The sequence below is a fragment of the Rheinheimera sp. genome, assembly GCF_037442345.1.
Lineage (GTDB): Bacteria > Pseudomonadota > Gammaproteobacteria > Enterobacterales > Alteromonadaceae > Pararheinheimera.
The window spans coordinates 136,515-150,119 of record NZ_JBBIQL010000005.1; the positions used below are offsets into that span (position 1 = coordinate 136,515).

Here is a 13,605-nt window from a genome sequence, read left to right on the forward strand (position 1 = left end):
CATGTCAGAACAACAAGCCAACGGCGTCGCCGCTGAGCAATTTGCCATTCAGCGTATTTATGTAAAAGATGTGTCGTTTGAAGCGCCTCTGGCTCCGGCCATTTTCCGTAAAGAATGGCAACCTGCTGTGCAACTGGACCTGGATACCCGCAGTGAGAAGCTGGACGATGGCAGCTTTGAAGTGGTGCTGTCCTTAACAGTGACCGCCCGTTTAGGTGACGAAGTGGCGTTTCTCTGCGAAGTGCAGCAAGCCGGTATTTTCAGCCTGCCAGCGCTGGAAGAAGAAGTGCAGGTGGCGCACATGCTGGCGTCCTTCTGCCCGAACATTCTGTTCCCTTATGCCCGTGAAGCCGTTGCCAGCCTGGTGAACCGTGGTACTTTCCCTCAGCTGAACCTGTCGCCGGTGAACTTTGACGCGTTGTTTGCCCAGTACCTGCAAAAACGTCAGGCAGACGCACAGGCCCAGCAGGGCGCAGTGACGCATTCGTAAATGAAAGCGGCAATTGCTGTATTGGGGGCGGGCTCGTATGGGACCGCCCTTGCTATTTCTCTGGCCCGTAATGGCAATCCAACCCTGTTGTGGGGTCGCAATGCCGATGATATTGCGCAGATGGCCAAAGACAGAACCAACCAGCGTTACCTGCCGGATATTCAATTGCCGGAAGCGCTGCAGGTCAGTGCTGATCTGGCTGAAACTGTCCGTGCTTGCCGCGATATTTTAGTGGTGGTACCCAGCCACGCTTTCGCGCAAACCTTGCGTCTGATTAAACCTTATTTGCAAGCCGATGCCCGCGTGGCCTGGGCCACCAAAGGCCTGGAACCAGAAACCGGTCGTTTATTGCAGGACGTGGCGAAAGAAATTCTCGGTGAGCAGGTGTCGTTGGCTGTGTTATCGGGCCCGACTTTTGCCAAAGAACTGGCCAAAGGTTTGCCGACGGCCATTTCATTGTCGTCGACTGACCCTGAGTTTATTAAAACCCTGTCTGACCTGCTGCACTGCACCAAAACCTTCAGGGTCTATACCAACCCGGATTTTATCGGGGTTCAGCTCGGTGGTGCGGTCAAAAATGTGATCGCTATAGGGGCCGGTATGGCCGACGGCATTGGCTTTGGTGCCAATGCCCGTACAGCCTTGATCACACGGGGGCTGACCGAAATGTGCCGTTTGGGCTGCGCTTTGGGTGCCAAAAAAGAAACCTTTATGGGCATGGCCGGTTTGGGTGATCTGGTGCTGACCTGCACCGACAATCAGTCACGTAACCGCCGTTTTGGTCTGTTGCTGGGCGAAGGCAAGTCGGTTGAGCAGGCCATGAGTCAGATAGGTCAGGTCGTGGAAGGGTACCGTAATGCCAAAGAAGTCTTTAACCTGGCGGCACGGGTAGGCGTCGAAATGCCGATTACTGAACAAATCTTTCAGGTGTTGTATCAGGGCAAAGATGCCAAACTGGCGGCTCTGGATTTGCTTGGCCGCGAAAAACGCGACGAGTAACAGGTGGGGCGCAGTAAACTACGCCCCTGCGTTTTCTTTTTGCAGCACCAGGCTGATTTGCTCCGCACTGGCTGGCGCACTGAACAAGTAGCCTTGTGCCACTTCACAACCCATCACATGCAGCAGGTAGGCTTGCATCTCAGTTTCGACCCCCTCGGCGACCACCGCGATATTCAGATACCCAGCCAGCCGGATAATGGTAGAGGTGATGTTTCTGTCCTGTTCTGAGCTGTCCATATCTTTGACAAAGGCCCTGTCTATTTTCAGGGTGTCGATTGGGAAACGTTTCAGGTAGCCCAAAGAGGAGTAGCCGGTGCCAAAATCATCCAGCGCCAGGGTGAAACCCAGCGCTTTCAACTGATGCATCATCTGCAAACAATGTTCGGCGTCACGCATCATGGCTGTTTCAGTGATCTCCAGTTCAATGTACTGTGCATCGACACCATGCAGCCGCAATTGCTGACGCAAAAAGTCAGGTAAATCTTTTTGTTGCAGCTGCTGCACAGACAGGTTCACCGCCACGCGCCCCCGCATCAGGCCTTGCTGCTGCCAGACACGGATCTGGGCACAGACCTGACTGAACACCAGGCGGTCCAGCTGAATAATGACGCCATTCTCTTCGGCAATAGGGATAAAAACGGAAGGGGAGACCAGGCCTCGTTGCGCATTTTGCCAGCGGCACAAGGCTTCGAAACCCACAATCTGGTTTTGACTGATGTTGTACTTCGGCTGGTACAACACATGAAATTCCTGCTGATTCAGCCCGCGCCACAAATCACTTTCCAGCGCCAGGTACTCTGGTGTGCGTTGCAGCATTTTATCGTTAAAAAACTGAGCGTTGTTCCGTCCCATATGTTTGGCATGGTGCAGAGCGGTGTCGGCGCTGCGCAGCAAGGCGTCGCTGGCCTCACCATCGGCCGGGTAGGCGGCAATACCCAGGCTGGCAGTCAGCGTGACCTGCAGGTCAGCCAGCTGAAACGGTTCCCGCACCTGCAGCAGTAACTGGTTGGCCAGCCGGTTCAGCAGCACATCAAACTGCTCAGTGTAAAAGTGTGAAGGCACCAGAATGGCAAACTCATCAATACCGGTTTTGGCCAGAATATAACCGGCTGGCAACTGCTGTTGCAGCCGTGCCGCCACCAGCTGCAACAACTGATTGCCCTGCTGATGACCGAGGGAGTCATTGATTTTGGCAAATCTGTCCAAATCCAGCAGCAGCACGGCAAATTGCGGAAAACGGCTGCTGCAGCTGACAATGGCCCGCTCCAGATGCTCCAGAAACAGGGAGCGGTTTGGCAATTGAGTTAACGGGTCGCGGGTGCTGAGTTTACGCAGTTCTTTTTCATTCAGTTTGCGGTTGGTTACATCGGAAAAAATCCCCAGATACAACTCACTGCTGTCCGGGCCTGCAGGGGAGAGCAGGGTCACAGCCAAAGAAACGGCGATACGGTCGCCATTGGCTTTTTGACTCCAGACTTCGCCCCGCCAGAACTGAAACTGCTGCAACTGCTCCCGGATGGTTTTCACCAGTTCAGTCTGATGGCCCTGCGCCGTATAAAGCGGCATCACCTGGCCTTCCATAGCGGCTTGTGAATACCCGGTGATTTGGCTGAATGCCTGATTTACTTTTTGGATTTGCAGGTCCGCATTGGCCAGCCAGACAGCATCTTGCGTATTGTTAAACAAGGAACCAATCAGCAATTGCTGCTCATTGGTACTGGCCAGATGCTGCTGATAACGCCGCACCCGCCATAACACAAACCCCAGGGTGAGTGCAGAGCACAACAACAGCAGTCCCAGCCAGATGGTCGGCAGGTTCAGATACCGCTGCAGTCGCAGCTGATAGTGAGCGGCCTGTTGCCAGTGGATGCCGTCGGCGCTGGCTTGCAGATTCAGTTGGTACAGACCAGAAGCCGGCATATCGAGTACAAATTGTTGTGTCGGGTAATCGAGCAGCCGGCTGGCCTGTTGGTCCAACTGATAGCGAAAGTATTGCCATTGTCTGCCAGCGGTTGGGTAATGGCTGAGCTGCCAGCGGCTGCTGCTGCCTTTGCTGTCCAGCCGCAGTTCGTCGGCACTGCGCTGTAATCGTTGCCCTGCATCGGCCATCAGTTGCAGTCGCAGCGGGTTTATTGGCAGCTGGTGATCGGTGGTGCTCGCTTCAATACGGTAGCTGGCAAGATTGGTGCGAAGTTTCAGCCCACCAAGCGGATCCCGCCAGGGAGCCGAGGTAAAATACTCCCCTTCATTCAGCAGCCAGCCCAGGTTGTACTGACCATCGGCAGAAAACAAGTGCAGTCTGTTCTGGCTGAGCAGCCATAGCTGGCCTTGTTCAGACCAAAATTGATTGCTTTGCAGCGGAACAGCCAGTGTGTGCTGCAGTCGCAACCGCTGTTCTGTCGCGTCAGGGGTGAATCGCAGCACTTTGCCGGGGAGCAGCAGCTCGACTTGCTGCCCCTGTGCGCGCATTGCCAGCAATGGTGTCAGAGAAGGGCAGGTTTGCATGCCACAATCCACCGCCCAACGGCTGAGCTGGCCGTCCGATACATCATAAAGGTAGAGTTGCTCCTGACCTGCCAGCCATAGCCGGTTCTGATCCAGGCTCAGCAATTGCCAGCCGGCATTCTGATGCAGCAGTTCAGGCGGTTCATTGCTGTGGTGTAAGGACCAGAGTCCTTTATCGTCGACAAACCACAAGGTGCCAGAGCCGGGCTGTAAGGCGCGAATGCGCTGTGGCAGAGTCAGCCAATGCTCCTGCCCGGCTGTATTCAGCCACAGCTGCTGATTGACGAAAAACCAAGGCTTGTGCTGCAGGATGCCCGCTTGCTCTGCCTGCCCGGCTTGTGCCGGAGCGGGCCAGCTGTGCCCGGCACCATGCAGCTGACCCTGCTGCCAGGAGAGCGGTGCCGCCGCAGGGAGCTGCAGTTCTGGGTCGGCTGTGACCTGCAATGTGCTTTGGCTGACCAGTGCAATAGTACCCGCCGGGTCACTTAACCATAAATTCTGGTGCCGGTCGGCAAAAAGCCCCGACCAGTTTTTTTGCAGGGCCTGATGTTGCCATTGCCGCTGATGAGGCTGGTACAGGCTGAGCCGGTTCGGTTGCAATAACCAGAGTTGCCCCAGACTGTCCAACTGCAACTGACTGGCAGGAAAGCTGTCATTGACGGCAATGGGCTGTAACTGGCCCTGCTGCCACAGATACAATGATTTCTGCGGACTGAGTAGCCAGAGCTGTTGATCCGTTCCTGCCTGCAGCAAAGGCATACCCTGAAAAGGCAAAGCAACTCGTTGCCAGCTTTGGCTCGACAATGAAAACTGCTGCAAACCTTCCTGATTCCAGAGCCAAACGGACTCCTGGGCGAAACTTGCCTGCTGCCAGGGAGACGCATCGGGTGGATTCTGCCACAGCAGGCTGGGTTCTGCCTGTCCGTCTGGCCAGGACCACAGACTGTGGCTGGTCAGGATCAACCGGGATTGGCTGGTGGCCCAGATCTGCAAAATGGCGTGGTCTGCCTGCCAAATCTGCTGAAAACTGCTGTCTGAAGGGCGGAACTGCCACAGACTTTCTTTGCTCGCCAGCCAGAGTAAGTCGGTACCGGCCTGGCTAAAGGCGCTGAATGGTTGCTGCAGTGTGGCAGGCAGTGCCACGCTGTGCTGCAGATGGCCGTCAAACTGGTGCACGTGGCTGCTGGTGGTCCACCATAAATAACCATCTTTGTCCTGACTGAACAATTGGGCACGCAAGTGCTGGTTGTCTCTGGCCTGCACCATGGGTTGTATCGTGATGTAAGCCTGAACCTGCAGGCTCAGCATCCATACACAGCAGAGGCAGACTTTCATCCAGACTGACATAGGCTTCTTTTTCCCAGGCTCAAAAAAACAACTAAAAATCAGAATGCTGAGCGCACACTATAGCTATAAGTGGTCCGGGCTGGCAAACCACTGCCTTCGGCTCAGACGGAGCCCGCGTACCCAAGCTGTCGCCAGGATTCGTAGACAAAAACCGAGACCGCATTGGACAGGTTCATCGAACGGCTGTCCGGAGCCATAGGTATTCTTAACCAGTGTTCCTGCGGCAGGCTCTGCCGGACTTCGGCCGGCAAGCCCCGGCTTTCAGGACCAAACATCAGCACATCCCCTTGCTGATAAAGGACGTCTGAATGATGGCGCTGGCCTTTGGTGGTGCAGGCAAACAGGCGTTTGGGTTGCACTTTATCCAGAAAGGCCTGATAGTGGGCATGACGTTGCACAGTGGCAAATTCGTGGTAGTCCAGACCAGCCCGGCGGATCCGTTTATCGTCCCAGGCAAAACCCAAAGGTTCGATCAGATGCAGCCTGTAGCCTGTATTGGCACAAAGCCGGATAATGTTGCCGGTGTTAGGGGGAATTTCAGGCTCGTACAACACAATATCAAGCATCAAAGACTCCAGATGGCCATCGAAAGGCCGCTGAGTGTAGCAATTTTCGTTTCTGGTGCCTATCTGCGACCTGGAGGATCTTATGCAGGCTGACTATCCGTTGTGGGTCAAACGCTCAGGCTATCTGACACTGGCAACGGCGTCAGTGATTTTGCTGCTGAAGCTGGTGGCTGTGATGCTGACCGATTCCAGCGCCATGTTGGCGTCTTTTACCGATGCGGCGCTGGATTTGCTGATATCCCTGTTGAATTTCGCGGTGTTGCGTTATGCGCTGCGCCCGGCTGACGACAACCACAGTTTTGGGCATGGCAAAGCAGAAGCAGTGATGGCCTTGTTGCAGGCTGCTTTTTTAACCGGAGCGGCCTTGTTGCTGTTGTTGCAGGCGCTGGCCGGTGCCCAGGGCCAGAACATGCCCCAGCAACCCGGCTGGGGCATGCTGATTACGTTATGTTGTATGCTGCTGACGTTGTTGTTGGTGTTGGTTCAGCACTGGATTGTGCGTCGTACCGGCTCTCTGGCAGTCAAGTCTGATGCCATGCATTACCGCAGTGATTTGCTGATGAATGCCGCTGTGTTGCTGGCTCTGGCGCTGGTCTGGCGGGGCTGGGTCTGGGCAGACTGGCTGATAGCGGCCCTGATTGCCTGTTATCTGTTATACAGTGCCGCGCAACTTGCCAGGGAAAGCCTGCAGCATTTGCTGGATGAACAGTTGCCGGCAGAAGAATTGCGGCAAATTGAACAGTTGGTGCTGGCGCAGCCCGATGTGCTGGCCTGTCAGCAGTTACGTACCCGCAGAGCAGGCCCCAAAGTGTTTATTCAATGTGTGCTGGTGCTGGACGATCACTGGACCCTAAAACAGGCGCATCAAATTGTGGATGCTGTGGAACTGCAGCTCAAAGCACGGTATGCCGGTGCGGAAGTGATGATCCATCCGGAACCGCGCTCAGATGCCCAGCTGCTGCCAGAATAGCTGCAACTGCTGATACAGCTGCAGCCGGATGGCATCAGTTTCCAGAAAAAGCTCATGCCTGGCATGGTCAATCCGGTGCAGCCGCAGGGTTGGCTGAGCCGAAGCGAAACGCAGCTGCGCCCGGTTATCCACCACATCATCTGCACCCGCCTGCAACAGCAGCGCAGGTATGTCCAGCGGCGGAGCCTGCTGGATTTGCCGGCAAGCCAGCAATGCCTGCACCAGCCAGTGGCTGGAGACCCCGCCCAGTTTCAGTGGCGGATCCTGTTCATACAATTCGCGAAACCACTGATAACGGCCCTGGCTTTGGCACAGATGATTTTCGTTAAAGGGAATGATGCGGTACTGTTGTTGACCGGGGAAATAATCAGGGGTCTGTTGCCACCAGCGGATCAGCCGGGCCAATGTCAGGGCCAGAGGTTCAGGCAGCGGCTTGGTCACCAGGCCAAACATAGGTGAACAAAACACCACGGCGCTAATGCCATGTGCTGCAGTGCTTTGCAGATAACGGCATAAAATGGCAGAGCCCATGGAATGCCCCAGCGCTAGTAACGGGCCTTGTGCCACAGGCCGGACTTTGCTGTCGATAAAAAGCCGTAAATCCTGCACATAGTCAGTAAAGTGACTGACATAACCAAGCTGGCTGTCGGCACAAAGCCGCATCGAACGACCCTGGCCCCTGTGGTCCAGCAGATGCAGGTTAAAACCGGCCTGGTACAGGTCAAAACAGCTTTCCATGTACTTTTCTGCGGCTTCAATCCGGCCAGGGCAAATCAGCAGGTCAGCACGGGCAGCAGGCTGAATAAACTGACTGCAGGCCAGCATCACTCCGTCCTGGGCGGCAAACTGCTGGTGATTGCCCTGCTGCCAGAACTGCAAAAGCTCTGGCTGGCGCTGCAGCAAGTTTTGTTCAGAAAAATGTGCGTTCAATAGCCAGGGCATCTGTGTTACCTGAAGTCAAAGCGGACACACAAACCACCCTGGTCGGTCAGGCTGGCACTGATCGCCCCCTGATGCTGACGCATGGCCTGAGCTGCAATAGCCAACCCCAGCCCTGTGCCCTGATGATGTTCCCGTACCTGTGATACCCGAAAGAAAGGCGCAAATATCTGCTGCAGCTGGTCGGCGGGCACGCCTGGGCCCTGATCACAAATGCTTAGTGTCCAGCCCTGTGGAGCGTGCTGCAGTTGCAGACGGATTGTGCTGTCGGGCGGACTGTATTTGATCGCATTACGCACCACGTTTTCAATGGCGCGGCCAATCAGGCGCTGGTCGGCACTGTACAGGGCCTGCTGTGGTGCCTCCAACAGCAGTTGCTGGTGTTTGTTGTCGGCTTCCAGCTGGTTCAACTCCAGGATCGCCTGCAGCAGTTCGACTAAATCCAGTGGCTGTTTATCCAGCGGGTACTGGCCTGTGTCCAGCCGGCTGAAGGTCAGTAATTCATCCAGTAACTGATCCAGCAGCTGCAGTTCCTGTTCGATGCGCTGCAGCGCAGGGCTGTCCTGTTGCCGTTGTTGCAAGGCCAGCGCCAGTTGAGAGCGGGTTAATGGCGAACGCAGTTCATGGGACACGTCCCTGAGCAGGCGCTGCTGGTTTTCAATCAGTGCCTCAATCTGCTGCGCCATGGTATTAAAACCGCGGCCTACAGCACCCAGTTCGTCCTGGCGGGCGGCCAGGTGTGAGACCCTGCTTTGCAGCTGGCCCCGGGCAAAGTCCAGATGGCTTTGGCTCAGCTCACGTAAAGGCCGGGTAATGGAGAATGCCAGGATCAGACTGGCGATCGCCGAGACCGCCAGTAAAAAGGGCACCAGGAGTTCTTCGGGTAAGGCGGCCAGATGCCACCAGGGGCGCTCTGGCTTTTGTCGCAACTGAAAGGCTGCGACAGGCTCGTCTCCCAGTCTCACGAGGGCCGGCCCCAGCAGCAGGTAGTTTCTGTGCGTCAATAAACGGGGGCGCTGCAACTGAGCAAGTTCAGTGATCCAGCTGGGATCCAGTTTGGGTGGTATCGCGCCCCGGTTCAGCACCTGAGTGTCACTGAGCCGGACCAGCAACCAGACCCCATCAAACTGGCGCTTCAGAAAACGTTGCAGCTCGGCCTGACTGGCAAAGGCCGGTTGCTGACGGCTGATTTGACGCATCGGCTCGGCCAGATGTTGTGGCGGTCTGTGCAGCTCCGTCTGGGACAACCAGTTTTCAGTCAGCAGCATGGTGCCGGCGACCGCTACCGACAGTACCAGCCAGAACCAGAGGAAAATCCGGCCTGCCAGGTAATTAAACGGATGAAAACGCTGCCAGTTCATGCCGGGCTTTCCTGCAGCAATAAATAGCCCAGGCCACGTAAAGTCTGAATCTTTTCGCCGGGGTCGTACTGGGCAATTTTTTTACGGATATTGCTGATATGCATATCCAGGCTGCGGTCGTAGATTTGCAGACGTTTGCCTAACGCCAGCTGACTTAAGTCTTCTTTGCTGACCACTTCGCCGGCATGGCGCATCAGTATTTCCAGGATCTGGTATTCGGTAGCGGTCAGGGTCAGCGCCTGTTGGGCTACGCTGATTTGCCGGCGGGCACTGTCCAGCGTAAGTTGGTTAACGGTCAGAGTGGCGGGCTGGCTTTGCTGCTGTTGTTGCAGCAGCTCGACCCGACGCAAAATGGCTTTGATACGGGCAACCAGCTCCCGTGGGCTGAAGGGCTTGGCCAGGTAATCATCGGCGCCCAGCTCCAGCCCCAGTACCCTGTCAATTTCATCTCCGCGGGCAGTCAGCATCAATACCGGGCAATAGCTGTGCTGGCGCAACTGACGCAGCAGGCTGAGGCCATCGAGACCCGGCAGCATAATATCAAGCAGGATCAACTGAAACTCATTGCTTCTGGCCCGCTCCAGGCCTGTGATACCTTCATGCACAGCGGTAAACTGGTAACCTTCAGGTTGCAGGTATTCGGCGACCAGCTGAGTCAGTGCCTGATCATCATCAATCATTAATATTGCGGTCATTGCGCCTCCTGTTTTTCGCCATTGTAAAAGCCGGACAGAATTGCTTGCAGGGCTTTACTCAATCTTTACTTTGGCTTTGCGCTGCTTTGCATTGGGTTGGGTAAGCTGTAATGGTCCCAACACAGGAGATTGACGATGAAAGCTAAAACCCTGACCGCATTATTATTCAGTACCTTAGTTGCTGCAACCAGCCTGACTGCCACCGCAGGGCAAGACCGTGGTCATCATGGCCCTCTGGCTGGACCTGTGATGCAACTGAAAGGACTGGACCTGACCGAGGCTCAAAAAGCCCAGGTGAAAACCCTGATGGAACAACATCGGGCCAGCATGCCAGCCAAAGCCGATATGAAAGCTCAGCATCAGCAATTAAAAACGCTGATCCAGGCAGAAAACTTCGATGAAGCGGCTGTGCGGGCTGAGCTGGAAAGTCAGCAAAAGCAAAGGTTGGAAGCGGAGATCAGCCGTGCCCGTCTGCAGCATGACATTTATCAACTGCTGACTGCAGAGCAAAAAGCCAAACTGGCTGAGCGGGAACAGAAACGGGAGTCACGTCTGCAGGGATAATCTGAAGCCACAATTGATGTGATGCCAAAAGGCGCTGACCTCAGCGCCTTTTTCCGTTATAAAACAAACGCGATTAACGGGGGCTGAGGTCGGACAGAACACAGTGTTCCGCTCTGGCACTTGCGACGGGCTCTTGTCATGATCGGCGGCCCACAGAAAATAAAAAAATGCAGGTTTATCGTGAAACACTTTCCTTGGTGTCGCATCAGTCTGATGAGGTCTGCGGCAGTCGCTTTATTGGCTGGCTGCCAGAGCCCCGCCCCTTTGGACCCAAAAATTGGCGATACAGGGCAGCCTCTGTCTGTTGTTGCTCTGGCCACTGATGTGCGCCGTTACGCACTGGATTTGGACATTGACCCACAGCACAAATTCATCAGCGGCAGTGGTACCACCTGGTTTGAACTGCTGGCCGACAGCCAGAGTGTGGAACTGAAACTTGACAGCAGGTTTCAGATCAACCGTATTGAGGTGGCAGGCCAACAGGCCAGTTACCAGCGTGATGGTGGCCTGCTGACTATTGCATTGCCCGGGCTTTACAAAGCAGGTCAGCAGGTCAAAGTGCAGGTGTTTTATCAGGGACAGCCCCATATTGCCCTGAAAGCCCCCTGGTCTGGTGGTTTTGTCTGGGCGAAAACCCCTGCAGGTGACCCCTGGATAGCGACCGCAGTGCAAGGCGAAGGTTGTGATTTATTCTGGCCCTGTAAAGACCATTTTGGCGATAAAGCCGATTCGATGCGGATCACCTTAAGAGTGCCAAATGGTTTGGCCGCCGCCACCAATGGGGTATTGCAACATCAGCGCACATTGGAGGATGGCCGCACCGAATTTGACTGGTTATTGTCTGTTCCTGCCAGCGATTACAATATTGCGCTGAATATTGGCCCTTATGTGCTGGAGCGTTTCAGTTATCAGGGCATTAACGGCAGCACTATTCCGGTGGAGTTCTGGGCTTTGCCACAACACAAAGAAGCGGCCCGCAAGCTTTGGCTGGACGATTTGCAAGGCCAGATCCAGTGGTATGAAAAAACACTGGGGCCGTACCCATGGGGCCGGGAAAAAATTGGTTTTGTCGAAACGCCGCATCTGGGCATGGAACACCAGACCATCAATGCCTATGGCAAAGGCTACAGCCTGGACCCGAACGGTTATGACTGGCTGGCGCAACATGAGCTGGCGCACGAATGGTTTGGTAATTTGCTGACCCATAAAACCCTGAATCATGCCTGGTTGCATGAAGGCTTTGGTTTGTATATGCAACCGGCTTATGCGCTGGATAAGCTGGGGGAAGCGGCGTACCGCTACCAGATGTACAAAGCTTATCTTGGGCTGAAAAACTGCGATCCTGTGGTGCGCACGGGCGTTGTCACCTCGGAGCAGGCGTTTAATTCGGATATTTATGGCAAAGGCGGCTGGGTACTGCATACGCTGCGGGCTTTGATTGGCGACGAGCTGTTCTGGCAAGCCAGCCGTGAGCTGCTCTATGGGACAGCCGACACAGCAACACTGGCTTATCCTATTGCACCGTCCTACAAAACCACAGAAGACTTTATTGCCATTGTGAACCGCCTGACCGGCAAAAATTACCAGTGGTTGTTTGATGTCTATCTGTATCAGGCTGAATTGCCTGAACTGGTGCAGCAACTGCACGATGGCCAGATCCATCTTCACTGGAAAGTGCCGGCTGATTTGCCATTCCCGATGCCGGTGCCTGCTTTGGTCAATGGTGAGCCGCAGTGGCTGGATTTCAGTAAAGGGGATGTCTGGCTTCCTGGCGACAGCCAGCTGCAGTTAGATCCGCAGATGTTGATCCTGCGCCAATTACCGCTGATTGGCCGCTGTGACCTTCAAGCCAACAGCAAAATCAGCACAAAAGTTTAACTGTTTCATGGCAGACCGGATCAATGGGAACAGGCCCTGTCTGCCGACACTACCGGAGTAACCAATGATAAAAGGCATAGGAGGCGTCAGCCAGACGGACGCGTTAGCCCGTTTAAGGGGCATGACTCAGGGAGTGGCGCCAATAGGTGTGGCTGAGTACCAACAGCGTCTCAGCAAAGCCTGTCAGTTGATGCAGCAACAGGGTATCGACCTGCTGTATCTGAATGCAGGGACGAATTTAAGTTATTTTACCGGCACCGACTGGTATGCCAGTGAGCGCCTGGTCGGGGCTTTATTGTCGGCAACGGGGCAACTGGTATATATCAGCCCGGTCTTTGAAGTGCCGACCTTAGAAGGCTATCAGCAGGTGAAAGCGGCTATTGCGGGCTGGCATGAACATGCAAATCCATACCAGTTGCTGGTGCAGCAAGCCCGCGCTTTAACCGGCCTGCAGCAGCCGGTACTGGCACTGGATGACAGCAGCAGCTTTTTCATTTTTGAAGGTTTACGTCAGCAGGTGCCGGACTGGCAGATCCTGAGTGGTGAAGCCGTGACACAAGGCTGCCGCGCGCAGAAATCGGCGGCTGAACTGGCCATTATGCAACGGGCAATGGCTATGACACTGGAGGTGCAGAAAGCAGCGGCCAGCATTCTGCGCCCCGGTATCAGCACGGCTGAGGTCGAAGCCTTTATCGACAAGGCGCACCAGGCGGTTGGTGCCAGCGGTTCCTATTTCTGCATTGTGTTATTCGGCGCGGATTCAGCCTATCCGCACGGGGTCAAAACACCCAAAAACCTCGAACAGGGCGACATGGTACTGATAGATACGGGCTGTCGTTTATTGGGGTATGTGTCGGACATCACCCGCAGTTATGTGTTTGGCGAGCCGTCTGCAGAACAGCGCCGTATCTGGGCTATTGAGAAAGAGGCGCAGGCCGCCGCTTTTGCGGCTGCTCAGCTGGGCGCTCCCTGTGAACAGCCCGACTATGCGGCCCGTGAGGTGCTGATGGCGCATGGTCTGGGGCCGGACTACCAGTTACCCGGCTTGCCGCACCGGACAGGTCATGGCATTGGCCGCGATATTCATGAAGGGCCATACCTGGTGCGGGGGGAACAGACGTTGCTGGCCGAAGGCATGTGTTTCAGCAATGAGCCGATGATTTGTCTGCCGGGCCATTTTGGTGTGCGTCTGGAGGACCATTTCTATATGACAGCGCAGGGCCCGCGCTGGTTTACTGAACCGGCCCACAGCATTGAACAGCCATTTGGCGATTGAGTGTAGTCACAGGTC

General features: G+C 55.3%; 11 protein-coding genes. 6 read left to right on the forward strand and 5 right to left on the reverse strand.

Annotation, left to right across the window (positions count from 1 at the left end; translation table 11 throughout):
- Position 1 precedes the first annotated feature (1 nt).
- Both secB and gpsA read left to right on the forward strand, forming a co-directional pair.
- A complete protein-coding gene (secB, locus tag WKJ04_RS04370) occupies positions 2-490 on the forward strand; it encodes a protein-export chaperone SecB (RefSeq protein ID WP_337879281.1) in 489 nt (162 codons plus the stop codon).
- Positions 491-1,489: an NAD(P)H-dependent glycerol-3-phosphate dehydrogenase gene (gene gpsA, locus WKJ04_RS04375; protein ID WP_337842943.1), complete on the forward strand. Its 999-nt coding sequence runs from the start codon at positions 491-493 to the stop codon at positions 1,487-1,489.
- An 18-nt stretch (positions 1,490-1,507) separates the two neighbouring features.
- Here gpsA and WKJ04_RS04380 read toward each other — a convergent pair whose 3' ends face one another.
- Positions 1,508-5,341: an EAL domain-containing protein gene (locus tag WKJ04_RS04380; RefSeq protein ID WP_337879282.1), complete on the reverse strand. Its 3,834-nt coding sequence runs from the start codon at positions 5,339-5,341 to the stop codon at positions 1,508-1,510.
- Positions 5,342-5,442: 101 nt separating this feature from the next.
- On the reverse strand, positions 5,443-5,907 hold the full coding sequence (gene trmL / locus WKJ04_RS04385) for a tRNA (uridine(34)/cytosine(34)/5-carboxymethylaminomethyluridine(34)-2'-O)-methyltransferase TrmL (RefSeq protein WP_337842945.1): 465 nt from the start codon (positions 5,905-5,907) through the stop codon (positions 5,443-5,445).
- A gap of 82 nt (positions 5,908-5,989) precedes the next feature.
- Here trmL and WKJ04_RS04390 point away from each other — a divergent pair, with 82 nt between their 5' ends.
- Complete coding sequence (locus tag WKJ04_RS04390) at positions 5,990-6,877, forward strand: cation diffusion facilitator family transporter (protein WP_337879283.1); 888 nt, start codon at positions 5,990-5,992, stop codon at positions 6,875-6,877.
- Here WKJ04_RS04390 and WKJ04_RS04395 read toward each other — a convergent pair.
- Genes WKJ04_RS04395 through WKJ04_RS04405 form a run of 3 tightly spaced genes read right to left on the reverse strand, consistent with a single transcriptional unit; the run spans position 6,851 to position 9,872 of the window.
- Positions 6,851-7,819 carry an alpha/beta fold hydrolase gene (locus tag WKJ04_RS04395; protein ID WP_337879284.1) on the reverse strand — a complete coding sequence of 323 codons (969 nt, stop codon included), beginning with the start codon at positions 7,817-7,819 and terminating at the stop codon, positions 6,851-6,853. The genes WKJ04_RS04390 and WKJ04_RS04395 overlap by 27 nt on opposite strands.
- Positions 7,820-7,824: 5 nt before the next feature.
- A complete protein-coding gene (locus WKJ04_RS04400; protein WP_337879285.1) occupies positions 7,825-9,177 on the reverse strand; it encodes an ATP-binding protein in 1,353 nt (450 codons plus the stop codon).
- A complete protein-coding gene (locus WKJ04_RS04405; protein WP_337842949.1) occupies positions 9,174-9,872 on the reverse strand; it encodes a response regulator transcription factor in 699 nt (232 codons plus the stop codon). The genes WKJ04_RS04400 and WKJ04_RS04405 overlap by 4 nt, the downstream gene beginning before the upstream one ends.
- Positions 9,873-10,007: 135 nt before the next feature.
- On the opposite strand from WKJ04_RS04405, the gene WKJ04_RS04410 reads away from it, so the two are divergent.
- The 3 genes from WKJ04_RS04410 (at position 10,008) to WKJ04_RS04420 (ending at position 13,590) form a co-directional block, all read left to right on the forward strand.
- Positions 10,008-10,436 carry a Spy/CpxP family protein refolding chaperone gene (locus WKJ04_RS04410; RefSeq protein ID WP_337879286.1) on the forward strand — a complete coding sequence of 143 codons (429 nt, stop codon included), beginning with the start codon at positions 10,008-10,010 and terminating at the stop codon, positions 10,434-10,436.
- Positions 10,437-10,616: 180 nt separating this feature from the next.
- Complete coding sequence (locus tag WKJ04_RS04415) at positions 10,617-12,314, forward strand: M1 family metallopeptidase (RefSeq protein ID WP_337879287.1); 1,698 nt, start codon at positions 10,617-10,619, stop codon at positions 12,312-12,314.
- A gap of 64 nt (positions 12,315-12,378) precedes the next feature.
- Positions 12,379-13,590, forward strand: coding sequence for a Xaa-Pro peptidase family protein (locus WKJ04_RS04420; protein WP_337879288.1), 1,212 nt, complete (start codon positions 12,379-12,381; stop codon positions 13,588-13,590).
- Positions 13,591-13,605 lie beyond the last annotated feature (15 nt).